Annotated in this window: 23 protein-coding genes; 14 read left to right on the forward strand and 9 right to left on the reverse strand. The window is 70.6% G+C overall.

The window, feature by feature from the left end; genetic code table 11:
- Window positions 1-158: 158 nt before the first annotated feature.
- On the reverse strand, window positions 159-860 hold the full coding sequence (gene lepB / locus ACWA14_RS03710; protein WP_463796131.1) for a signal peptidase I: 702 nt from the start codon (window positions 858-860) through the stop codon (window positions 159-161).
- Between the two features lie 86 nt (window positions 861-946).
- On the opposite strand from lepB, the gene ACWA14_RS03715 reads away from it, so the two are divergent.
- Complete coding sequence (locus tag ACWA14_RS03715; protein ID WP_463796132.1) at window positions 947-2,002, forward strand: acyltransferase family protein; 1,056 nt, start codon at window positions 947-949, stop codon at window positions 2,000-2,002.
- Between the two features lie 18 nt (window positions 2,003-2,020).
- Here the strand turns inward: ACWA14_RS03715 and ACWA14_RS03720 are convergent, their stop codons facing one another.
- From ACWA14_RS03720 to ACWA14_RS03730, 3 genes are all read right to left on the reverse strand, one after another.
- Window positions 2,021-3,010: a MauE/DoxX family redox-associated membrane protein gene (locus ACWA14_RS03720; RefSeq protein ID WP_463796133.1), complete on the reverse strand. Its 990-nt coding sequence runs from the start codon at window positions 3,008-3,010 to the stop codon at window positions 2,021-2,023.
- Between the two features lie 96 nt (window positions 3,011-3,106).
- Window positions 3,107-3,652: a hypothetical protein gene (locus tag ACWA14_RS03725; RefSeq protein WP_463796134.1), complete on the reverse strand. Its 546-nt coding sequence runs from the start codon at window positions 3,650-3,652 to the stop codon at window positions 3,107-3,109.
- Window positions 3,653-3,845: 193 nt separating this feature from the next.
- On the reverse strand, window positions 3,846-4,742 hold the full coding sequence (locus tag ACWA14_RS03730) for a helix-turn-helix domain-containing protein (protein ID WP_463796135.1): 897 nt from the start codon (window positions 4,740-4,742) through the stop codon (window positions 3,846-3,848).
- 545 nt (window positions 4,743-5,287) lie between these two features.
- Between ACWA14_RS03730 and ACWA14_RS03735 the strand changes: the two genes are divergently transcribed.
- Window positions 5,288-6,376, forward strand: a complete 1,089-nt coding sequence (locus tag ACWA14_RS03735; protein WP_463796136.1) for an ATP-binding protein — start codon at window positions 5,288-5,290, stop codon at window positions 6,374-6,376.
- Here the strand turns inward: ACWA14_RS03735 and ACWA14_RS03740 are convergent.
- The 4 genes from ACWA14_RS03740 to ACWA14_RS03755 form a co-directional block, all read right to left on the reverse strand.
- A complete protein-coding gene (locus tag ACWA14_RS03740; RefSeq protein WP_463796137.1) occupies window positions 6,367-7,839 on the reverse strand; it encodes a tyrosine-protein kinase domain-containing protein in 1,473 nt (490 codons plus the stop codon). The genes ACWA14_RS03735 and ACWA14_RS03740 overlap by 10 nt on opposite strands.
- Window positions 7,840-7,945: 106 nt before the next feature.
- Window positions 7,946-8,695, reverse strand: coding sequence for an arsenate reductase/protein-tyrosine-phosphatase family protein (locus ACWA14_RS03745; RefSeq protein ID WP_463796138.1), 750 nt, complete (start codon window positions 8,693-8,695; stop codon window positions 7,946-7,948).
- The gene (locus ACWA14_RS03750; RefSeq protein ID WP_463796140.1) at window positions 8,692-9,156 is read right to left on the reverse strand and encodes a VanZ family protein; all 465 of its coding nucleotides are present in this window, start codon (window positions 9,154-9,156) and stop codon (window positions 8,692-8,694) included. Before ACWA14_RS03750 ends, ACWA14_RS03745 begins: the two co-directional genes overlap by 4 nt.
- Window positions 9,157-9,220: 64 nt before the next feature.
- On the reverse strand, window positions 9,221-10,165 hold the full coding sequence (locus tag ACWA14_RS03755; protein WP_463796141.1) for a Ppx/GppA phosphatase family protein: 945 nt from the start codon (window positions 10,163-10,165) through the stop codon (window positions 9,221-9,223).
- A 56-nt stretch (window positions 10,166-10,221) separates the two neighbouring features.
- On the opposite strand from ACWA14_RS03755, the gene coaA reads away from it, so the two are divergent.
- From coaA to ACWA14_RS03810, 11 genes are all read left to right on the forward strand, one after another.
- Window positions 10,222-11,166: a type I pantothenate kinase gene (gene coaA, locus ACWA14_RS03760; protein ID WP_463796143.1), complete on the forward strand. Its 945-nt coding sequence runs from the start codon at window positions 10,222-10,224 to the stop codon at window positions 11,164-11,166.
- An 81-nt stretch (window positions 11,167-11,247) separates the two neighbouring features.
- Window positions 11,248-13,095, forward strand: coding sequence for a glutamine--fructose-6-phosphate transaminase (isomerizing) (gene glmS / locus ACWA14_RS03765; RefSeq protein ID WP_463796144.1), 1,848 nt, complete (start codon window positions 11,248-11,250; stop codon window positions 13,093-13,095).
- 150 nt (window positions 13,096-13,245) lie between these two features.
- The gene (locus ACWA14_RS03770; RefSeq protein WP_463796145.1) at window positions 13,246-13,605 is read left to right on the forward strand and encodes a holo-ACP synthase; all 360 of its coding nucleotides are present in this window, start codon (window positions 13,246-13,248) and stop codon (window positions 13,603-13,605) included.
- Window positions 13,602-14,708 (forward strand): alanine racemase, encoded by a 1,107-nt coding sequence (alr, locus tag ACWA14_RS03775; protein WP_463796147.1) that lies wholly within the window; start codon window positions 13,602-13,604, stop codon window positions 14,706-14,708. Before ACWA14_RS03770 ends, alr begins: the two co-directional genes overlap by 4 nt.
- The gene (tsaE, locus tag ACWA14_RS03780) at window positions 14,705-15,202 is read left to right on the forward strand and encodes a tRNA (adenosine(37)-N6)-threonylcarbamoyltransferase complex ATPase subunit type 1 TsaE (protein ID WP_463796148.1); all 498 of its coding nucleotides are present in this window, start codon (window positions 14,705-14,707) and stop codon (window positions 15,200-15,202) included. Before alr ends, tsaE begins: the two co-directional genes overlap by 4 nt.
- 28 nt (window positions 15,203-15,230) lie before the next feature.
- Window positions 15,231-15,869: a tRNA (adenosine(37)-N6)-threonylcarbamoyltransferase complex dimerization subunit type 1 TsaB gene (gene tsaB / locus ACWA14_RS03785; RefSeq protein WP_463796150.1), complete on the forward strand. Its 639-nt coding sequence runs from the start codon at window positions 15,231-15,233 to the stop codon at window positions 15,867-15,869.
- Window positions 15,866-16,372 carry a ribosomal protein S18-alanine N-acetyltransferase gene (gene rimI, locus ACWA14_RS03790; RefSeq protein ID WP_463796151.1) on the forward strand — a complete coding sequence of 169 codons (507 nt, stop codon included), beginning with the start codon at window positions 15,866-15,868 and terminating at the stop codon, window positions 16,370-16,372. Before tsaB ends, rimI begins: the two co-directional genes overlap by 4 nt.
- On the forward strand, window positions 16,369-17,436 hold the full coding sequence (gene tsaD, locus ACWA14_RS03795; RefSeq protein WP_463796152.1) for a tRNA (adenosine(37)-N6)-threonylcarbamoyltransferase complex transferase subunit TsaD: 1,068 nt from the start codon (window positions 16,369-16,371) through the stop codon (window positions 17,434-17,436). Before rimI ends, tsaD begins: the two co-directional genes overlap by 4 nt.
- Window positions 17,433-17,954 carry a hypothetical protein gene (locus ACWA14_RS03800; protein WP_463796153.1) on the forward strand — a complete coding sequence of 174 codons (522 nt, stop codon included), beginning with the start codon at window positions 17,433-17,435 and terminating at the stop codon, window positions 17,952-17,954. The genes tsaD and ACWA14_RS03800 overlap by 4 nt, the downstream gene beginning before the upstream one ends.
- 4 nt (window positions 17,955-17,958) lie before the next feature.
- Window positions 17,959-19,035 carry a hypothetical protein gene (locus ACWA14_RS03805; protein ID WP_463796155.1) on the forward strand — a complete coding sequence of 359 codons (1,077 nt, stop codon included), beginning with the start codon at window positions 17,959-17,961 and terminating at the stop codon, window positions 19,033-19,035.
- Window positions 19,019-20,236, forward strand: coding sequence for a hypothetical protein (locus ACWA14_RS03810; protein WP_463796157.1), 1,218 nt, complete (start codon window positions 19,019-19,021; stop codon window positions 20,234-20,236). Before ACWA14_RS03805 ends, ACWA14_RS03810 begins: the two co-directional genes overlap by 17 nt.
- A 10-nt stretch (window positions 20,237-20,246) precedes the next feature.
- Here the strand turns inward: ACWA14_RS03810 and ACWA14_RS03815 are convergent, their stop codons facing one another.
- Window positions 20,247-21,464, reverse strand: a complete 1,218-nt coding sequence (locus ACWA14_RS03815; protein WP_463796158.1) for a THUMP-like domain-containing protein — start codon at window positions 21,462-21,464, stop codon at window positions 20,247-20,249.
- 142 nt (window positions 21,465-21,606) lie between these two features.
- Between ACWA14_RS03815 and groES the strand changes: the two genes are divergently transcribed.
- Window positions 21,607-21,903 (forward strand): co-chaperone GroES, encoded by a 297-nt coding sequence (gene groES / locus ACWA14_RS03820; RefSeq protein ID WP_463796159.1) that lies wholly within the window; start codon window positions 21,607-21,609, stop codon window positions 21,901-21,903.
- The last annotated feature ends 34 nt before the right edge of the window (window positions 21,904-21,937 follow it).

Below are 21,937 nucleotides of genomic sequence, written 5' to 3' on the forward strand. Positions count from 1 at the left end.
GCCTCCACGAGGATGCAGCACTGAAGCTCGCGGCTCCCGGCGCGCACACGCTCGTGGAGATGCCCATCGAGCACGGCATCGAAGCCGGCGAGCAACGATTGAAACCTTCGCATCGGTTGGGCTCATCGGCGCATTCGGGCACATCGAGCCGCTGACCGTTACGGAATCGCCCAGCGTCCCACCGGCCAGAGGATGACCCCGACCTTGCCGACGACGTCGTCGCGCTTCATCCAGCGCCAGCATCCGTCGTCCCCGGTCTCGAGCCGGCGGCAGCCGATCGCCGAATCAGCGGAGTTGCCCCGGTTGTCGCCCAGCACGAGGTAGGAGTCCTCGGGAAGGGTCACCGCGGCGAAGCAGCGGTCGGAGATCGGCGTGGTCGTGCAGTCGAGCTCCCCGGGGACGAAAGCGGGGTCGTTGAAGACGTAGGGTTCGTCGAGGGGCTGCCCGTGGATCATGAGCGCGCCCTCGTCGCTGCAGCATTCGACGGTCTGCCCCGGACCGGCGATCACCCGCTTCACCAGCGTGTGCGGGCCGGAAGGGCCGAAGCCGGTCACCTCGCCGAGCCACCGGGCGACGCTCTTGAGCGCATTGCCGTCGCCGGCGGCATGTTCGCCCCAGGTCTCATCCGCGTCGAACACGACGATGTCGCCGGTCGCGGGTTCGGAGCCCACGTAGGCGAGCCGGTTCACGAGCAGGCGGTCGCCCGGCTCCAGAGTGCCCTGCATCGACTCGCTGGGCACCGCATAGGGCTTCGCGACGAAGGTCAGCAGCAGGCCGACGACCGCGAACGCGAGCACGAGCTGGAACCACACGCTCCCGGTGACCCGGCGCCATCGCGGGCGGGCGGCTGCTTCGCTCATCGATTCGGCTCCAGATGCGGTGTGAATCCCTCGTGAACTGCCAGACTACCTTCAGGCGCTGGGGCGACCACGGAGGAGAATCGCACGTGACGACGACCGCAGCGGCCCGTACTCGCCGATCCGCACCGCAGCGTCTGCCGGTGCCCGACGTGCTGCGGGGCATCGCCATCATCGCCATGCTCTTCGCTCATGCGGCACCGTTCCTCCCGAACGTCCCCCTGCTGGTGCAGTTCCCCGTCGCGCAGTTGAACTCCCTGGCCTCGCCGCTCTTCGCGCTGGTGATGGGCATCTCGGCGCAGATCGTGTGGAACCGCACCGAACGCGTGGGAACGACGCTGCTGCAGCAGGGGATCCGCGCCCTCATCCTGGTGGCTCTCGGCTTCTGGATGGTGACCTGGGGTTCCTGGGTGGCCGTGATCCTGGCGTACCTCGGGGTGCTGCTTCTGATCGGCGTGCCTCTGCTGCTTCTGCGCACCCGCGCGCTGCTCGTGGTCACGGTGGCGCTGTTCCTGGTCAGCGACCCTCTGCTGCGGTGGGCGAGGAGCGCGCTGGCCATGGCCTCCGCGCAGCCGTCCCCGGTGCGCGACCTGGCCGAGATCCTCTTCCTCGGGAACTCCTACCGGATCGTGAACCTGCTGCCCTTCTTCCTGCTGGGCGCGCTGCTGCTTCGACACGGCTTTCGGAGGGACCGGGTCCTGCTCGGCCTCGGGGTCACGGCCGTGGTCGCCTACGGCGTGTGGCTCGCTGCGCTCCGTCTGGTGACGTTCGACGTGCGGTCGGGCGACTACCTCGACACGCTGCACGACATCGGACTGGTCTTCGGGGTCTACGTCCTGGTGGTCCTCGCCGCGACGGCGCGGCGCGACGGCCTCCGCCGATTCTGGGATGCCGTGTTCGTGCCCGTCCGCGCCTGCGGCCAACTGGCGCTCAGCCTCTATCTCCTGCATGTCGCCGTGATCGCGTGGTGGAACGTCGACAGCGGCCGACCGAGCGTGAACGTGTATTCGGGGTGGGTGATCGTCGTGCCGGGGATGATCCTGATCGGCTGGCTCTGGTGGCGATTCATCGGCACGGGCCCCGTCGAATGGCTCCTGGGCCTGGTGACCGGTCGGCGCAAGACCTGGCGCGGCGTCCGACGCTGACGACCGCCCTGTGCGCGCTCACGAGGTCGGCGTCTCGACGAGCGAGACGATGCTGTCGATGAGCGCCGTGGCCTCGGCGCCTCCGAGCGCGAGCGGCCCGGCCTGAGTGCCGTCGGCGCCGATCAGGGCCGCCACCGGCCGTCCGGCGCCGAGCGCCAGGGTGGCACCGAGGGAGCCGCCCACGTCGAGTGCGAGATGCGCGGTCTCGGGTACCCCGTGATCGACGCTCGCCAGGATCGGTCCGTGCACCACCCGCTGGACGACGTAGACGTCGGTCAGGGCGTCGACCTCCGCCTGCACCTCGTTCAGGCGTGCGAGAACCGTCGCGCACGCGTGGCATCCGGGGGAGACGAACAGGATCAGGCGTGCGCGCATACCCGGTGCCAGCACGTCGACGACCTGGCCGGAGCCGGGCACCACGACAGCACCGCCACCATACGCGATCGGTGCGCTGCCGGACGCCCCGACCGAGGCGCGGGCGATCGACCAGGTGGCCAAGGCGGTCAGGACGAGAGCGAGCAGGGCCCCGAAGGCGGTGACCGAACCGGGCCCGGCGATCAGGGCATGCGGTACCCCGACCGGCACCCCGAACAGGGCGTGGGCGAGGAACGCCGTGGCGAAGACGGCGACCGCGATCACCAGGAGCACGGCGTCGCGAGCGATCAGTCGAGGACCGATCGTCGTGGGGAGCCAGTCGCCGAAGCATCCGCACTGATCTGAGGAGCCGAGTCGGTGTGCGCGCAGCACCACGAACAGGAGAGCGGCGGTCAAGGCGACGGACGCCGCAGATGCCGCCACGAAGACCCAGCCTGCGGTCGCGACGAGTGAGATCGCGACGATCGCCTCGACGACGATGAGAGAGGTGGCGGCGATGTTCGGACTCGCGACCCGGATGCGGAGGGCGTCGAATCCCGCGCGGCCACGATCGGACGAGAGGAGTTTGCCCACAGCGCTCACTGCGAAGACCGCGGCGAGGAACAGTGCCAGCGGCACGGAGAACGCGGTCATGTCGTCAACACTCCGGGTGAGAGCGGATGAGGGCGCCGGGTGGAAGCGGAGAAGGGGAGCGCGCCGTGATGCGCTCCCCTTCTCGCTGCCCGATCGTCAGAGCACGGTGACGCCGAGGTTGGACGCCGCGGTGTTGTTGCTCGTGACGGCGTCGCCGGCAACGGTCGCGACCATCTGCGGGGTGCCTCCGCCGAGCAGACCCGTGAGGACGCTGAGGTTCAGCAGGGAGTCCAGCACGGTCCCGAGGCCGATGGTCAGGGAGCCGTTCGCCGGGATTGACGGCAGCGTGATCGTGTAGTTGCCGTCGCTGCCGAGCAGCGAGATGCCCGTGCCCGTGATGTTCAGCGTCAGGAGCGATGACGGGAACACGAGGTTGACCGTGTTGCCGGCGGTCGACGGCGTCGCGGTGAGGTTGGTGATCGTGAGCGTGTTCGGGGTGTTGATCGTGGCGACCGGCAGCCCCAGCGCCGTGAGGCTGAGCGTGAGCGGACCGGCCAGCGATGGCACCAGGTCGGCACCCGCGACGGAGGCGGCGGCGAACGGCGTCGCGACGGCGGCCGCGATGACGGGGACCGACCAGGCGGCACCCTTCACGACGGCGCGGCGGGACAGGCCCTTGTTCTTCTGGACTTCTTCGGTCATTCGAGTGTCTCCCTCTAGATGCATGTGCGGTTTCCCGCGTGTCATGAAGAGGCGACACGTTCGTCTGCATCCCCCAGGAGCCTCGTTCGAGAGTCAAGCTATGGCGCAGAAGAGGGCCATCTGAGGGGTTGCGGCGAAGTCCGCGCACTGTGCGCTGATCCTGCGCGCAGCGTGCGTTGAGAGAGGTTCGGGGTCAGCTCTGACGGCCGGCGCGGAGCGCGCGGGGCGTCGTCTGGAAAGCCTCGTCGAGAGCCCGACGCAGGCTCATCGGAGAGTGGAATCCAGCGCGCTGTGAGATCTGCTCGATGCTCAGCACGTCGTACCGGCTGTCGACGAGCAGAGAGTGCGCGAGACGCGCCCGATGCCGGCGGATCTCGCCGGCGACCGTGCAACCGGCCTCCGAGAACACCAGCTGCAGCTGTCGCAACGACGACTGCACTTCCCGCGCGACCCGCACGGGGTTCAGCGACGGGTCGCCGCACTGCTGAGCGATCACCGCGATGGCCCGATCGCGCAGCACCTCGTGCGGCGAGCCCTGACCCGTGACCGCGCCCATGCGATCGAGCAGGAGAGCGCCGCTCATCTCCATCACGAGCTGCTCGATGGCGTACTGCTCGATGGCCGACGCGCGGCCCTCGGCCTCGAGCAGGTTGCTCACGAAGAGCTGCATCGAGGTGTCCAGCAGACGGCGATCGGGGTACACGGTCGCTCCGGGCGGCAACGCGGGCACGAACGACGCGATGGCCGCACGTGGCACGATCGCGGAGACGAAGCGCCACGCGCCCGACCAGCGCAAGCGTCTGGCGATCCCGTTGGGCGCGATCACCAGGCCGCTTCCGGTCTCGACCCAGGGCTCTCCGTCGGCCCTCGCCCACATGGCCTCCGCTTCCACGAACGCGAAGACGGAGTGGTCGGGGTAGGCGGTCGCCGTGTCGATCAGGAGCTCCGTCGACGAGCCGCTGAGAGTGAGCATCAGGACGGCGCCGGATGCCCGCTCGCGCGACTGGATCATGGCGCGATCGCCGGTCCGGCTGATCCCGTGCTGTGAGAGATCACAGTCGTCGATCAACCGGGCTTTTGCATGGTTCACGAGTTCCTCCTACCCGGTTCCAGTGCGTGACGAGACAACCGACTGGTACCGAGGCCCCCTCGACTCGCAGCGCGAATGCCGTTGATCGCAAGGCTACAGTCCCGCCGCTGCGCGTTGTGTTGCTCGCCGTGTGTATATCGGTCGATATCGTCCGAGGCCTATGTCGCGGGCTATATATCCGACCACGACGGTGTCCCCGCGGCGCACGGCGTCCGGGTGGTCCGAGAGTCCCGAGAGGCGCCTGCGTCCCGTCGAGGCGCGGTCAGATCGGCCCACTGGCCTGGGCTTTCTTGCTCATGTCGGGGTTCTCCTGTTCGGGGCAGGCATGGTTCACGTACACGGTGAAACGACGCGAACGTCTTCGGCATCCCCCAGGAGCTTCTCCGTGGCACACACGCTATGGCGGCGGAACGCACTTCTGCATCGAATGCATGAAGAGCGCGCAATGCGCGTTAACTCTGCGCGCATTGTGCGCTGTTGCGCGGATTGTGCGCAGGGGCCGAAAGCGCGCCGGAGGCTGTGCGGATGCTGGCTAGGCTACGTACATGCCTGAGCGTTTTCTCGTGAGCGCGGTCGGCGCCGTGATCGAAGTCGATGTCTCCCGCCGCGACGCGTCGTTCCAGGATCGGGCGCACGCCGCGTGGGCCGACGCCCTGTATGAGGGCGCGCGATCAGCCGACGCCGTGGCCTCGGATCGTGCGGACCTGTCCGACGATGCGGCGCTCGCCATGCTGTCCACCGACGTGACGCTGCAGGCCCTGGCGCACCGCAAGGGCGAGGCGCTGTGGATGGTGCACGCGGCCGGACTCGCCGACGAGCACGGCAACGTGGTGGTGCTGAGCGCCCCGTCGGGAACCGGGAAGACGACGGCGGCCCGTCATCTCGCGCAGCGCTACGCCTACATCAGTGATGAGACGGTCGGCATCGATGCCCACGGCGGTGTCATCGCCTACCGCAAGCCGCTGTCGGTCATCCAGGACGACGCGGAGCACAAGGTGCAGATCGCCCTGTCCGGCATCGACGGCGCGCGCCCGGTGCCCGCGACGCTGCGCGTGGCGAAGATCGTGGTCCTGCAGCGCAGCGCCGACGGCCCGGACGCGCCGGAGCTCGAGGAGCTCGACGTGGTGACGGCGCTCGAGGAGTTGGCGCCGCAGTCCAGCTACCTCGGCGATGCGCAGGCACCGCTGCATCTCATCCACGCGATTCTGTCCGCGACCGGTGGGGCGGTCAGGCTGCGCTACCGGGAGGTCGCGACGATCGATGCGACGATCGCCGCGTTGCTGCGCGCCGAGACGGCCGCCGTCCAGGTGGGCGCACCCCCCGCGCGCGCGGTCGTCGACACGACGGAGCCGGCGGGCTATCGTCGCGCTGCCGTGGTCGATGAACTCGACCTCGGCGACGGACGTGTCGCCGTGCTGCAGCGCTCCGACGTCGGGACGACGCTGCGGGTGCTCGACGGCATCGGACCGACCGTCTGGGCCGCCGCGCAGGGGGTCACGCTCGAACGGATCGTCGCGGCGGTGGTCGCCGAGCACGGCACGCCCGAAGGCATCGACGCGACGCGGACCGTCGAGGCCGCGGTGCAGGAGCTGTCCGCGGCGGGACTGCTGGAGCGCGCTCCCGCTCAGACCTGAGCGCCGCGTCGGCGGACACCCGGCTCGGAATCGGCCTCGGTCGTCGGGGCGCTCGTCGCCTCGTCCTCGGCATCGCGACCGTAGCGCTCGTAGGCGCCGTAGTACTCGCGCCCGTAGTACGCCGACTCGGCGCCCTTGCGGGGCACCTTGTTGAGCACGACGCCGAGCACGCGGCCCTTGGTGCGCTGGATGCTGTGGATCGCCCGCTGCAGCATGTCGAAGGTGGTCTTGCCGGAAGAGACCACCACCAGCACGCCGTCGGCGTTCGCGGCGAGCACGGCGGCATCCGTCACCGGAAGCACGGGCGGGGAGTCGAGCACGACGATCGCGCTCTTGCTGATCTCCGCCAGGAAGTCCTGCATGCGATGCGAGCCGAGCAGCTCGCTCGGATTCGGCGGGATGCGGCCGGCACCCAGCACCGCGAGGGGGACGTCCTTGTTCGGGCGGTGCGCGACGTCCTGCAGCTCGGCACGGCCGGCGAGGATGTCGGTCAGTCCGACGTCACGCGACATGCCGAAGATGTCGGCCACGACCGGGCGGCGCAGGTCGCAGTCGATCAGGATCGCCCACTGCCCGGCAGCCGCGAGGCTCGACGCGAGGTTCACGGCGACGGTCGACTTGCCGTCACCGGGCACCGAGCTCGTCACGACGATGATCCGCGGTGGATTGTCGACGTCGATGAACTGCAGGTTGGTGCGGAGTTCGCGCATCGATTCGATCGTGTGATGCGAGACCCCGTGCTGCGTGTCGAGCGAGAAGTCGATGATCTGGCGCTCGCCCTCCATCGCCTTCTCCAGGGGCAGCGTGCCGATCACGGAGACCCCGGTCTCGCGCTCGATGTCACGCGGGTGCCGGATGCGGCGGTCGACCGTGTGACGCACGACGGCGTAGACGAGCCCCAGGGCGAGGCCGGCCAGCGCGCCGATGATGAGGTTCAGGCGCGTGTTGGGGGAGGAGGGGGAGGTGGGAAGACGGGCCGAGTCTCCGACGATCAGGCTCACGGCAGCGGGAGTCGTCTCGGTGCCGCCCTCGAGCTTCTCGATCTCGACGGACATGCCGCGCATCCACGCTTCCGCCAGAGCCTGTGCCGTCTCCGGGGTCGTGCCGGTCGCCGTCACCTTGAGCGCGGTGGTGTCGGTGGGGTTCGTCACCGTGACGCGTGAGACGAGCGACTCGGGCGTCGCGTCGAGTCCGAGATCGTCGATCGCGTTCTCGGCGACCGCGCGCCAGGAGCCGAGGTTCAGGTAGGACTTCACGCGGCTCTGGGCGAGCTGGTTGCCGACGAGCGCGCTCCCGGAGGTGCCGTCTCCGCCGACCGCCGTGACGATCCCGGTCGTGTCGGCCGCGTAGACCCGAGGCTGCATCGCGCTCCATCCGAACGCGGCCCCGGCGCCGAGGACGGTCGCCACGAGGATCACGATCCAGTGCGCGCGCAGAATACGGAAGTAGTCGGTCAGTTCCACCTGTGATTCCCCTCACATATCCCGAGAATCGACACACGGGAAGGCATTGAGAAAGAGCATACGGGGCCACGGCGCCCGCGCGAGTATGCGATATGCCGGTTGGCGGTCAGGCGAGTGCGGCGCGGACGACCCGCTCGACCTCGTCGATCGCGGGGATCAGCTGAGCGGCCGAGGTCTCGTACGTCGTCTGCGAACGGCGGTACGGATCGATCACATCGTCGTCCTCGGCGGCGGCGAGGGAGAGGCCGCGCTGATCACCCAGGAGACGCAGCGCGGCCGCGAGGCGTGCGCGGGGGTCGTCGCCCGCGGCGTCGGCGGCGGCGCGGACATCGTCATCGGTGACGGTGGCCGCGAGCCGGGCGAACTCACGCGCGGTGAAGGTCTGACGGAGGCGGCTCGGCATCATCTGCACGACGTGCGACCGATGCTCCCGTGCCATGGTGAGCACCAGATCGGATTCCGTCAGCAGCGGTTCCACGAGGTACCGCGCCGCGTGGCCGGCGGCGGCTGCGGCATCGGCGCCCGAGCGCACGGCGATCTCCTGCGCCTGCTCGGTCATGCCGTGGGCCACCAGCGCATGCGTTCCCGCGCTGTGCACGCGGACGCCCAGCGGTTCGAGCCGCGCCCGCAGCAGGACCTCGGCGAGCGGAGAGCGGCAGATGTTCCCCGTACAGACCGTGAGGATCGTGGGCGGAGCGTTGGTCTTCGCCGTCGGGGCGGTGTCGCCGAGGAGACCGGCGAGGGGCGCTGCGGCATCCGTCGCCGGGGCGCTCGGTGCGGAGGCAGTCTCCGTCCGCTCGCGCCACTCGCGGCGGCTGACACCGGGCGGAGGTCCGTCGGAGAAGGGGAAGCTCATGCTCCCACCGTAGAGGCTCGGAACCGGCGATGAGTCGGGGACAGGCGCAGCGCCAGGCGCGCCGCAACGCATCCGATGATCGTTCCGAGGGTGTTCGCGATCACGTCGGACAGCGTCGGGTAGCGGCTGGGCAGCAGCGTCTGCACCAGCTCGATCGTCGCGCTGACCGCGTACCCGATCAGGATCACCATCCACGGGCTCGTGCGCGGCCACGCGGCCGCGAGCAGCAGCCCGAACGGAACGAAGAGGGCGATGTTCGCGAGGAACTCGAACACGGTGTAGCTGGTCGACAGGGCGATGCCGAAGTTCTCCGACGCGTATCGGGCGATTCGGAAGGCGATGCCTGTCACCCGCCCGGCGATGGACGCCGGCAGCCAGACGATGAGCGCCAACCCGATCGCGTACGGGACCAGCAGCACGCGGGCGATGACGGCGAGCGTCGGGATGCGGGGCGCGGGCATGGGGCGAGCCTACGGGGCGAGGCTGGGTGTTCGGTCCCCGTGCAGCGAGGCCGCCGAGGCCGGCTCAGGGGCGCTCGCCGCTCCCGTTCACCTGCTCGATGTACCGCAGCAGGACGCCTTCGCGCAGTGCCCACGGGGAGACCTCGAGCTCCTCGACCTCCAGCACCGTCATCGCCGTGTGCAGCGCGACCGCCGCCGCGACGATCTGGAAGGTGCGGTCGGGCGTGATGCCGGGCAGCTCCTGCCGCGCCGAGGCGGGCAGGCGGGCGAGCCGCGGGATCCAGGACCCGAGCGACTCCCGCGGAAGCAGCATCCGTTCGCTTCCCGACCAGCCCGGCGCCGGGTAGCCGACGAGCCGGGCGAGGGAGCGGATGGCTTTGGACGAGCCCACCACGTGGTCGGGGCGGGGGAGCGCGGCGAATCGGGGGAGCACGGCCCGGAGCGTCTCGGTCGCGTGGACCCGCAGCTGCTCGACGTCGTCTTCTCCCGGCGGGTCGTTCGGCAGGAACCGCACCGTCATGCGCCCGGCACCGAGAGGGACGGATGCCGCGGCATCCGGCAGCTCCTCGGCTCCCGCGGCGATCTCCAGCGAGCCGCCGCCGATGTCGAGCAGCAGCAGCTGTCCCGCCGACCAGCCGAACCAGCGACGAACCGCGAGGAACGTCAGCTCGGCCTCCGTCTCGCCGTCGAGCACCTGCAGCGGTTGCCCGAGCGCGGCCTCGATGCGGGCGATCACCTCGGCGCCGTTGCGCGCATCGCGCACGGCGCTGGTCGCCGTCGCCAGCAGCGCGTCGACGTTCTCGTTCTCGGCCACGCCCCGGGCCTGGGTCACGGCGTCCTCGAGCGCACGCACCCCCTCCTCGGCGATCGCGCCGTCGGGCGTGAGATACCGCATCAGGCGCAGCACCGTGCGGTTGCTCGTCGTCGCCAGCGGCCGGCCGCCGGGGCGGACGTCGGCGGCGAGCATATGGACGGTGTTCGATCCGATGTCGAGGACTCCCAGGCGCACGGGATGACACTACCGCTCCGCGTCTCGCGGAGGACGTGCGCCGATACGATGGACGCGTGACCACCGCCGACCCCACGCCGCCGCTGTCTCCGTATCGTGAGATCGGTCGCGCGGAATGGGCGAAGCTCGCCGCCGACCTCGACCAGCCGCTCAGCGAGACGGAGGTCGTGGAAGTGCGCGGCATCGGCGATCGCCTCAGCCTGACCGAGGTCCGCGAGGTGTATCTGCCGCTCAGCCGTCTGCTGAGCCTGTACGCGACCGCGACGAAGCGTCTGGGAGCCGCGACGAGCTCGTTCCTCCAGGAAGACGACACCACCACGCCGTTCGTCGTTGGTGTCGCCGGATCGGTCGCCGTGGGCAAGTCGACGATCGCGCGGCTCCTGCGCGAGCTGATGAGCCGGTGGCCCGGCACCCCGCGTGTGGAGCTGGTCACGACCGACGGCTTCCTGCACTCGAACGCCGAGCTCGAACGCCGCGGTCTGATGGATCGCAAGGGGTTCCCGGAGTCGTACGACCGACGCGCGCTCATCGAGTTCCTCACTGAGGTCAAGAGTGGCGCCCCCGAGGTGCGGGCTCCCTTCTACTCGCACATGCGATACGACATCGTGCCCGACGCCCATGTGGTGGTGCGCCGACCCGACGTGGTGATCGTGGAGGGACTGAACGTGCTGCAGCCGCCGGCCGCGCCGAACGACGTGGCCGTGAGCGACCTGTTCGATTTCACGATCTTCGTCGACGCGGACACCGCCCACATCGAGAAGTGGTACGTCGATCGCTTCCTCGCGCTGCGCCAGGGCGCGTTCAGCAATCCTTCGTCGTACTTCAACGTGTTCGCGCACCTGACGGATGACGAGGCGATCACCACAGCCCTCGGGTACTGGAACGAGATCAACATGCCGAACCTCGTCGAGAACGTGATGCCCACGAAGCATCGTGCGCGGCTGGTGCTGCGCAAGGGCGCCGACCACAACGTCGAGACCGTGCTGCTGCGCAAGCTCTAGCTCGCGGCGTCCGACGGGCAGCGGTGCCATCCGGCATATTGTTCGGACGACTCTCAAAAAAAGCGGCTTATCTTTGATCCCATGTGTGGAATCGTCGGATACGTGGGCCCGCGCCCCAGCCAGGAAGTCCTTCTCGCCGGCCTGGCCCGGTTGGAGTATCGCGGATATGACTCCGCAGGCGTCGCCGTCATCGACGGAGACGGCACCCTCGGGATGCGCAAGAAGGCGGGCAAGCTCGCCATGCTGCGCGATTCCCTCGCGGATGCCCCGCTGCCCGACGGCGCGACCGGCATCGGACACACCCGCTGGGCGACGCACGGCGGTCCGACCGACGTCAACGCGCACCCGCATCTCGCGGATGACGACAAGCTCGCGGTGATCCACAACGGGATCATCGAGAACTTCTCCGCGCTGCGTACCGAGCTCCTCGCCGAGGGCGTCGAGTTCCGCAGCGAGACCGACACCGAGGTCGCCGCCGCGCTCCTCGGTCGGGAGTACGCCGGCAACGGCGGCGACCTGCAGCTCGCCTTCCGCAGCATCGTGAACCGACTCGAGGGCGCGTTCACCCTCCTCGCGATGCACCAGGACCACCCGGGCCTCGTCGTCGGCGCCCGTCGCAACTCCCCGCTCGTGATCGGACTGGGCGAGGGCGAGAACTTCCTCGGGTCCGATGTCGCGGCCTTCGTGGAGCACGCCCGCAAGGCCCTCGCGATCGGGCAGGACCAGATCGTCTCGATCACCCCCTCGAACGTGTCGGTGACCGACTTCGACGGGAACCCCGTCGAAGCGGAGGCCTTCGAGGTGTCGTGGGATTCCGCCGCCGCCGAGAAGGGCGGATGGTCGAGCTTCATGGCCAAGGAGGTCTCCGAGCAGCCCGAGGCGGTCGCGAACACGATCCGCGGCCGCGTGCGGGACGGCCAGGTCGTCATCCCCGAGCTCGACGGCCTCGACGAGCTCTTCACCGGGATCACCCGCGTCATCATCACGGCATGCGGCACGGCATCCTACGCGGCGCTCGTCGGCAAGTACGCGATCGAGCAGTGGGCGCGCGTCGCGGTCGACGTCGAGCTCGCGCACGAATTCCGTTACCGCGACCCGGTGATCGGCGAGGACACGCTCGTGGTCTCGATCAGCCAGTCCGGTGAGACCATGGACACCCTCATGGCCGTCAAGTACGCCCGCGAGCGGGGAGCCCGCACGCTCTCCATCTGCAACACGCAGGGTGCGACGATCCCGCGCGAGTCCGACGCGGTCGTCTACACGCACGCCGGACCCGAGGTCGCCGTCGCGTCGACCAAGGCGTTCTCGGCGCAGATCACCGCGCTGCTGCTGCTCGGCCTGCACATGGGTCGCGTGCGCGGAGCCCTCGCCGACGCCTCGAGCGACGTCGAGGAGCTCCTCGGACTCCCCGAGAAGATCGCGAAGGTGCTCGAGAGCGAGCAGGAGCACGTCACCCAGCTCGCCGGGTGGATGGCGGACACCCGATCGGTGCTCTTCCTCGGCCGCCACGTGGGCTTCCCGATCGCCCTCGAGGGTGCGCTCAAGCTCAAGGAGATCTCCTACATCCATGCCGAGGGCTTCGCCGCCGGCGAGCTCAAGCACGGTCCCATCGCGCTCATCGAGCCCGGCCAGCCCGTGTTCGTGCTGGTGCCCTCGCCGCGTCACTCGGCGCTCGTGCACTCGAAGGTGGTCTCGAACATCCAGGAGATCCGCGCCCGCGGCGCTCGGGTGATCGTCATCGCCGAAGAGGGTGACGCCGCGGTGCTGCCGTTCGCCGACGAGGTCATCCACATCCCGCTGGCCGGGGCGCTGTTCGAGCCGCTCCTCGCGGTCGTGCCGCTGCAGATCTTCGCGATGGCGCTCGCGACGGCCAAGGGACTCGACGTCGACCAGCCGCGCAACCTCGCGAAGTCCGTCACCGTCGAGTAAGCCCCTTCCCTCGTCTCTTCTCTCTTCTCGCCGACCGGCCCCTTTCTGCGCGACCCACCCCTTTGTGAACGCACACAAGGGGGCCGGTCGACCAAAGAGGGGCCGCTCGGCGAGGGAGGGCGGGGGAGGCAGCGCGAGTAGGCTTGAGCGGTGATCATCGGGACCGGCATCGACCTCGTGGACATCCCGCGATTCGAGCGGACCCTCGAGCGCACCCCGCGCCTGCGCGAGCGGCTGTTCGCTCCGGCCGAGCGCACGCTGCGCCTGTCGTCGCTCGCTGCCCGCTACGCCGCCAAGGAGGCCCTGATCAAGGCCTTGGGCGGATCGGACGGTGTGCACTGGAACGAGATCGAGATCGCCTCCGAACCGTCCGGCCGCCCGCACTTCGTGCTCTCGGGCTCGACCGCTGCCGTGGTGGAGGAGCGCGGGATCCTCGCCCTGCACCTCACGCTGTCCCACGATGCGGGGCTCGCCACCGCGTTCGTCGTCGCCGAAGGAGCACCGCTGTGACGATCCCGTTCCGCGAAGCCACGATCGACATGGATGCCGTCGCCGACAACGTGCGTCACTTCCGGCGTCTGACGGGTGTCGACGTCATCGCCGTGGTGAAGGCCGACGGCTACGGGCACGGCGCCGCGACCGCCGCCGTCGCTGCGCTCGCAGGCGGCGCCACGCGTCTCGGTGTCGCCGAGATCGGCGAAGCGCTCGCGCTGCGCCGACAGGGAGTGCACGCCCCGATCCTCGCCTGGCTGCACGCGCCCGGAGAGCGGTTCGAGCAGGCCGCCGCCGAGAACATCGAGCTCGGCATCTCGTCGTTCGATCAGCTGGAGGCCGCCTCCGCCGTCGCCTCGGTCGACCGTCCGGTGGGTGTGCACCTCAAGCTCGAGACCGGCCTCTCGCGCAACGGAATCGCCCCGGCGGACTGGGGCCGCGTGCTCGCCGAAGCCGCACGGCTGGAGCGTATCGGACGTCTGCGCGTCGTCGGATTGTTCAGCCATCTCTCCAACACCTCGCTCGACGACGACCGCGCCGCCTCGGCGAAGTTCGCCGAGGGCGTCGCCGCCGCGGCCTCCCTCGGCGTCCGACCCGAGATCCGCCACATCGCCGCCACCGCCGCCGCGATCGATCACCCGGAGATGCGCCTCGACGCCGTCCGCGTCGGCGTCGGCATCTACGGACTCTCACCCTTCGACGACCGCACCTCGGCGGAGTTGGGCCTGCGCCCGGCGATGACCCTGCGCGGCGCGATCGCCGCGGTCCGTCGGGTGCCGGCGGGCACCGGGGTCTCGTACGGCTACGACCACCGCACCGACCGCGACACCACGCTCGTGCTCGTGCCGCTCGGCTACGCCGACGGCGTGCCCCGGCACGCCTCCGGTCGTCTGCCGGTCTCCATCGGCGGTCGTCGATTCACCAATGTCGGACGGATCGCGATGGACCAGTTCGTGGTCGACGTGGGCGACACCCCGGTGTCGATCGGCGACGAGGTCGTGCTGTTCGGCGATCCGACCCTCGGGCTGCCGTCCGCGTCGGACTGGGCGGATGCCGCGGGCACCATCAACTACGACATCGTCACGCGCATCGGCGCGCGCGTGCCGCGGCGGTCCGCATGAGCATCGACCCGGTGTTCCTCGGCCGCTCCGAGATCGCGACCTCGGAGGCGATGGAACAGCTCGGCGCCCGCATCGGGGAGCAGTTGGAGGCGGGTGATCTCATCGTGCTCACCGGACCGCTCGGGGCGGGGAAGACCACGTTCACCCGCGGACTCGCCGAGGGGCTGGGGGTGCGCGGACCGGTGCAGAGCCCCACGTTCGTGATCGCCCGCACGCATCCCTCGCTCGTGGGCCGCGCCCCGCTCGTGCACGTCGACGCGTATCGGCTGGGCTCTGCGGCCGAGCTGGACGATCTCGATCTCGACCTCGGCCGTTCGGTGGTCGTGGTGGAGTGGGGGCGAGGGATGGCGGAGGACCTCGCCGACGTCTGGTGGGACATCGAGCTCGAGCGCCCGGTCGGCAACGACGGCGAAGAGATCGATCCGTCGGAGCTCGACGCGGACGCCCCGCGCATCGTCACGATCGCCCGCGTCGAGAGCGGATCGCCGGGCTGACGGGGCCGCGCACGACTACCCTGGGAGAGTGATCCTCGCTGTCGACACCTCTCTCGGAACAGCCGTCGCCGTCATCGACGCGGACGGAGCGCCGCGGGCCGACGCCGGCACCGCGAACCCCCTGGGGCATGCCGAGGTCATCGGCGATCTGCTCGCTCAGGTGGTCTCCGAGTCCGGGCCGGGCGAAGGCGCTCGCGCGGAGATCACGCACGTCGTGGCGGGCATGGGTCCCGGGCCGTTCACGGGACTGCGGATCGGGATCGCCGCCGCCCGCGCCTTCGCTCTCGGCCGCGGCATCCCGGTCGTGCCCGTCCCCAGCCACCTCGCGGCGGCTCTCTCGGCGATCGAGACGGACGGTCTCACCGGGTCCTTCGCGATCGTGACGGATGCCCGACGGCGCGAGGTGGCGGTCACCGTGTTCGAGGGGACGGATGCCGACGGCATTCCGCGCATCGTCGCCGACACCGTGCTGGTCCGGCACGCCGACGCCGAGACGCACCTGGGCGGGCTGCCTCGCATCGACGTCGTGTCGCTGTCGGCACGGGACCTCGCCCGAGTCGGCGCCCGGGCGATCGCGGCCGGTCGCACGCTCACGGGGGAGGAGCCGCTGTATCTGCGGCACCCCGACGTGACGCTGCCCGGCGCTCCGAAGAAGGTCGGGCGATGACGCTGCGCCCGGCGGCGCCGGCCGACCTCGACGCCATCATGCTGATCGAGAACCGCTCCTTCCCGACCGACGCCTGGAGCCCGGAGGGGATGGCGGCGGAGATCGTGAGCCCGCACGGCCGCTACCTCGTCGACGAGCAGGACGGAGCGATCGTGGGATACGGCGGTGTGCGTGCCCTGCAGGGCGGCGCGGACGCCGACATCCAGACCATCGCGTTCCTCGCCGAGCACCGGGGGGCGGGACGCGGGCGGGCCCTGCTGCGCGCCCTGCTCGACATCGCGCGCGATCGAGGGGCCCGGGAGGTGTTCCTGGAGGTGCGGGCCGACAACCCCGCAGCGGAAGGCCTGTACCTCTCGGAGGGCTTCGAGGAGATCGGACGCCGTCCGCACTACTATCAGCCGGATGACGTGGATGCGATCGTGATGCGCGTCGATCTGCGCGACCGCGCCGCGGCACGTCCGCAGAAGACGCCGGCCGAACCGGAGAAGGAGGCGAGCGCATGAGCGAGCCGCTGGTGCTCGGCATCGAGACGAGTTGCGACGAGACCGGGATCGGGATCGTCCGCGGCCGCACGCTGCTGTCGAACACGATCGCCTCCAGCATGGACGAGCACGCGCGCTACGGCGGGGTCGTGCCCGAGGTCGCGGCACGCGCGCACCTGGAAGCCCTGCAACCCTCGATCGACGCGGCACTCGCGGAAGCGGGGGTGCGGCTCGACGAGCTGGATGCCGTGGCGGTCACGAGCGGTCCCGGGCTCGCGGGAGCACTCATGGTCGGAGTGGGCGCGGCCAAGGGGTTGGCGGTCTCGCTCGACAAGCCGCTCTACGCCGTGAACCACCTCGTCGGCCACATCGCAGCCGACATCCTGACGGCCGACTCGGCGCCGCTGGAGTACCCCACGATCGCGTTGCTGGTCTCGGGTGGGCACACGTCGCTGCTGCACGTGCGCGACCTCACGACCGACGTCGAGCTGCTCGGCGAGACGATGGACGACGCCGCAGGAGAAGCCTTCGACAAGGTCGCCCGTCTGCTGTCCCTCCCGTATCCGGGAGGGCCCGAGATCGACCGTGCCGCGCTCGACGGCGACCCCGACGCCATCCGGTTCCCCCGCGGTCTCTCGCGCGCGTCCGATCTCGCGAAGCACCGCTACGACTTCTCCTTCTCGGGCCTCAAGACCGCGGTCGCCCGCTGGGTGGAGCGCTGCGAGGCCGAGGGCGTCGACGTGCCGGTCGCGGACGTCGCCGCGAGCTTCCGGGAGGCCGTCGTCGACGTGCTCGTGACCAAGGCGCTCGCCGCCTGTGCTGACCTGGGCGTGCCCCGGCTGCTGCTCGGGGGCGGAGTGATCGCGAACCGCCGCCTGCGCGAGGTGGCGCTGGCCAGGGCCGACGCCGCGGGCGTGACCGTACGCATCCCCCCGCTGTCGCTCTGCACCGACAACGGGGCCATGATCGCGGCGCTCGCCGCGGAGCTGATCGCCTCAGGACGGCGCCCGTCGACGCTCGCGTTCGGCGCCGACTCCACGCTGCCCGTGACCGAGATCCAGATCGCGGAGGCGGTGGTCTCGTGACCGACGCACCGCACGACCCGCGCTCGGGAAGGCCGGGCGGCGACGCGGCGGCGCCGCTGGCCCCGGATGCCGCCGCCACGCCCACGCGTATCGAGCAGCCCAGCGGGGAGGTCGAACGGCCCGCGGGAGCGGCACGCCTGCCCGGGGCTCGCCGCGACGGCTACACGACACTGCCGACCGGACCGGTCGCCGTCGAGCCGGTGCGCGCCACGGGTCCCGATCTCGATGCGGCAGGAGAGGCGGAGTGGGCGCCCACCGCCGCCGTGTCGACCGTCGACGACACGCGGCTGGCCCCCTGGGCGCTGCTTGCCGCGATCGTGGCACTGGGCGCGTCGTTCTTCGTCGGCTGGGGCATCCCGCTCGCGATCGTCGCGGTGATCGCCGCCATCATCTCGCTGCGTCGCCCGGTCGAGAGCCGGTCGATCGCCCGTTGGGCGCTCGTGCTCGGGCTCTGCGCGACGCTGTACAGCGCGGTGTGGCTGGTCTGGGCCGGGCTGCAGTTCGAGGGGCTCGGGTGACACCATGCGCCCTGCCGACGAGCCGGACGAACTGCGGGCCCTGCAAGCGCGTGCGTACGGACGCGACGGCGGGCTGAGCGCCGCCGAGGCAGCTCGGCTGCACGAGCTCGTGACTCGACGCGGGGCGACGTCGCCCGCCGCCGCCCGTCCACGGCCGGACGCGCCGACCGGTGCTGCTCCGCACGCCGCGGAGCCCGCGCGGGCCGAGGGCGTCGGATCGGCGCCGGGGGAACCCGCTTCCTCGCTGCACCCGCATGACGTGTCCCCACCTGCCGGGCGACAGCGTCGCCTGCTCGTGGGCGTGACGGTGGCCGCGCTGATCGTCGGCGTGGCGGTCGGTGTGGGCATCGCGGTCGGCCTCAGGCCGGTCGCGGTGCCGTCCGCCACGAGCGCGCCGATCGTGCTCACCCCCGATCAGGAGGAGTGGCAGGACGATCTCTCGCGCGATGCGGGGTATGACCCGGGATCGCTGCATGCGGTGTCCGTTCAGGAGGATGTCGTGGTCTGGGGCGCGACGAAGCACGGGGGCGGGGCGACCTGCATGCTCATCGGGAACAGGGACAGCGCCGGCGCATCCTGTCGGCCGACGGAACTCGTGCAGCAGAGCGGACTGTCCCTGACGCTCACGCGTGTCGGTGAGCAGAAGGCGGGGCGGATCACCGGCGAGATGCTGCTGTCGCTCCGTGGCGACCCGGCGGTGTCGCTGCGTCTCTTCCGTTATGACACCGACATCGAGGGGCTGGCGACGTCCTACGGGAGCCCGGACGAGGAGCGCTTCGCCGCCGCCCTCGTGGGCGACGGCTTCCGCCGGTCGTCGGTGCAGATCGTGGGGTACGACGGCGACAATCCGATCTGGAGGGCGGTGCGCATCGACGACGGCAGCCGGTGTCTGGTGTACTCCGTGTTGCCGCTGCAGTCCTGGGCGCAGTGCACGACGGACGCGGAGCAGGATCTGACCGTGGAGCGGACCGACGAACGGACGGACCTGACGACGGGTGTGGTCTGGACCGAGACGTCGGGTCCGGGCCCGCAGCTCACGATCACCACGAGCGAGAGTGTGGATGATGGCGTACGACAGTGAAAGCTCCGAGCGGCAGGCGCTCCAGCGCAAGGCGTACGGGCGTGACGGCGGACTGACGGACACCGAGGCGCGCCGGTTGCAGGAGCTCGAGCGTCGGAGCATCCGCCGCGCCGCGCCGTCCGCGCCCGCCGCGGCAGCCGCCACCTCGTCCGACCCCGCCGACGACTTCCTCGAATCGTTCCCCTCGGACGAGGTGCACGTCGCGGTGAACCGCGAGCAGCACTCCCCGGGGCCCTCCGCGGATGATGCTCCCTCCGCAGACGATCTGCCGCCCGAGGATGCGCCCGCGCGCCCCGTTCGTGCGGCGATCGCCGATCTGCGGCGGCACGCCCTGGTCGTGGCCGCCGCATCCGCCCTGCTGCTCGCGGTCGGACTCGCGGCGGGGTGGGCGCTCTTCGGCCGGCCCGACGACGGCATCGTGCTGACCGCGGAACAGCAGCAGCGCCGGATCGAGCTGTCGGAGAAGCGGACGTACGACGAGGGCAGCCTGCGCGCCATCGGTCAGGACGACGAGGGGGCGCTCGTCTGGTACGGCACCACGGACGGCGGCGAGCAGGCGTGTCTCGTCCTCGATGTGGACGAGATCTCGGGCCAGCAGTGCCTGTCGGCGGCCGACGCGCAAGATTTCGCGCTCTCGGCGAGCGTCACCGTGCCGGCGGACGAGGGGGCGGAGAGCTCCGAGGGCGTCGGGGTGAGCGCCGTGCTGGTGTTCTCGACGACCGGAGAGCCGATGGTGTCGATCCAGCGCTGGACGCAGAGGGCCGACGCCTTCCTCTGGCAGTTCGGCGGAGAGGAGCGTTCCCGGGCCTCGGAGCTGTTGTCCGAGCACGATGTGATGAATCTGACCATCGTCGGCACGTTTCTCGACGAGCCCGTCTGGCTGATGGACCGGTCGTGGGAGAACCGCACGGAGACGTGTCTGATCGTCGACGCCATGCAGGCGCAGATGCAGTGCCAGCCCGTCGAGGTCGCGACCCAGGAGGGGGTCGGCATGCTGGTCTTCGCCGACAGCGACCCCTCGGGCACGGAGGCCTGGTCCATCCAGGTCGCCTACACGATCGGGCAGACGCCTTACCTCGTCATCACCCGCGACCCGGCGCCGGGGAGTGTGACCTTCAGCGAATACAGCGAAGGCCTCGAGGTCGGCGGCGAGGACGGGGACCCCGTCGTGCCCACGCCGGACCCCGCTCCCGACAGCTGAGCGCCGGGGGTCAGGAGGCCGCCGGCACCCGGTCGGCCAGGATCGCCAGGCGACGCGTTCCGACCCGGGTGAGGATCAGGGTCGCCGAGGCATCGCCGCGGAGCGTGAGCTTCGTGCGGAACGCGGCGGGATCGACGTCGACACCGCGCTTCTTGATCTCGAGGGTGCCGATCCCGGCGCCCTTCAGGGCCGCGCTGATCGCCTTCGGGTTCGCCGGCAGGGTCTCCCGTACGCGGAACGACTGCACGAACGGACTGGTGAGCGCGGCATCCGAGGTGAGGTAGGCGATCCGGGGATCGAGCATCCCGGCCTCCAGGCTCCGCGCGACGTCCCCGATGAGCCGCGCGCGGATCACGGCGCCGTCCGGCTCGTGCACGAACGCGCCCAGCTCGCGCACAGGGGCGTCCTCGGCGTCCGCGCCGGCGGTCATCTCGTGCGAGCGCTCGCCGCGGATCACGAGAGCTGCACGGCGCACGCCGGAGCGCGCGAGCGCGCCCGTCCAGAGCACGAGTTCGACCACGCTGCCGTCGGCGCTCACCCACTGGGCCTCGGCATCGGCGGGAAGCGCCTCCCGATCGTGGGCGGGGCCGAGCTTGATCCCCGCCGGCGTGCGGGCGGCGAGCGCGAAGGCCCAGTCGAGCGAGGGGGAGTAGTCGTCGGCGGAGACGCGACGGGTCTCGCTGTGTCCGGAGGTGCGTCGAGCGGGATCCATCCACACGGCCTCGTATCCCTCGAGCGAGGTCTGCTCCGCGGCGGCGTGCTGCACGACGACGGCGGACTCCCCGGCGTCGGGCTGCGCGAACGGCGCGAGGTTGTAGGCGGCGATCGCGGCCGTCACCTCGTCGGCGTCGACGGCGAGCACGCCGAGTCCGGCTCCGGCGAAAGCGAGGGCGTCGCCGCCGATCCCGCATCCGAGGTCGGCCACGCTCGTGATCCCGGCCTGTCGGATGCGCTGCGCATGACGGGCGGCGACGTTCAGCCGGGTGGCCTGCTCGAGACCGGCGCGGGTGAACAGCATCCGCGCGCCGAAGGGACCGAACTTCGCGGTCGCGCGGGCGCGCAGGGCGGCCTGCCCGACGACGGCGCTGACGAGTTCGGGCGCGTGGCCCGCCGCTCTCAGCCGGGACACGGCGCGGGCGACCTCGCCGGTCGAGGCGATCGGTTCGATGCTGTCCAGCAGCGCGAGTCCGTCGGGGGTCAGCAGGGCTCGCAACTCGGACATCTCCACCCCCTCAGCCTACGGCGCACCGGCTCACGATTGGCACTCGCATTGCATGAGTGCCAGCGGAGCGCATAGACTGGATTAGCACTCTCGGGTTGAGAGTGCGAACAAGTCTTTCGTGTCAGCGTCAAGAAAGAAGAGGTAGACCGTGTCGGTTTCCATCAAGCCGCTCGAGGACCGCATCGTCATCCAGCAGGTCGAGGCCGAGCAGACCACCGCGAGTGGCCTGGTCATCCCCGACACCGCCAAGGAGAAGCCCCAGGAGGGCGAGGTCGTGGCTGTCGGCCCCGGCCGCATCGACGACAACGGCAACCGCGTTCCGATCGACGTCGCCGTGGGCGACCGTGTCCTGTACAGCAAGTACGGCGGCACCGAGGTCAAGTTCGGTGCAGACGAGTTCCTCGTCCTGTCCGCTCGCGACGTCCTGGCGGTCGTCGTTCGCTGATCTCCTGAACCCAGGTTCTCGGAAGGGCCCGGAT

The sequence above is a fragment of the Microbacterium sp. TW_SC_2 genome (assembly GCF_055361165.1).

What these genes read in the sequence shown, in the direction of transcription:
- lepB (WP_463796131.1), bottom strand. Translation starts at nt 860, where the DNA reads ATGAGCGAAGCAGCCGCCCGCCCGCGATGGCGCCGGGTCACCGGGAGC.
- ACWA14_RS03735 (WP_463796136.1), top strand. Translation starts at nt 5,288, where the DNA reads ATGCCTGAGCGTTTTCTCGTGAGCGCGGTCGGCGCCGTGATCGAAGTC.
- ACWA14_RS03745 (WP_463796138.1), bottom strand. Translation starts at nt 8,695, where the DNA reads ATGAGCTTCCCCTTCTCCGACGGACCTCCGCCCGGTGTCAGCCGCCGC.
- tsaE (WP_463796148.1), top strand. Translation starts at nt 14,705, where the DNA reads ATGAGCATCGACCCGGTGTTCCTCGGCCGCTCCGAGATCGCGACCTCG.
- glmS (WP_463796144.1), top strand. Translation starts at nt 11,248, where the DNA reads ATGTGTGGAATCGTCGGATACGTGGGCCCGCGCCCCAGCCAGGAAGTC.
- ACWA14_RS03810 (WP_463796157.1), top strand. Translation starts at nt 19,019, where the DNA reads ATGGCGTACGACAGTGAAAGCTCCGAGCGGCAGGCGCTCCAGCGCAAG.
- ACWA14_RS03750 (WP_463796140.1), bottom strand. Translation starts at nt 9,156, where the DNA reads ATGCCCGCGCCCCGCATCCCGACGCTCGCCGTCATCGCCCGCGTGCTG.
- ACWA14_RS03725 (WP_463796134.1), bottom strand. Translation starts at nt 3,652, where the DNA reads ATGACCGAAGAAGTCCAGAAGAACAAGGGCCTGTCCCGCCGCGCCGTC.
- ACWA14_RS03720 (WP_463796133.1), bottom strand. Translation starts at nt 3,010, where the DNA reads ATGACCGCGTTCTCCGTGCCGCTGGCACTGTTCCTCGCCGCGGTCTTC.
- ACWA14_RS03805 (WP_463796155.1), top strand. Translation starts at nt 17,959, where the DNA reads ATGCGCCCTGCCGACGAGCCGGACGAACTGCGGGCCCTGCAAGCGCGT.
- rimI (WP_463796151.1), top strand. Translation starts at nt 15,866, where the DNA reads ATGACGCTGCGCCCGGCGGCGCCGGCCGACCTCGACGCCATCATGCTG.
- tsaD (WP_463796152.1), top strand. Translation starts at nt 16,369, where the DNA reads ATGAGCGAGCCGCTGGTGCTCGGCATCGAGACGAGTTGCGACGAGACC.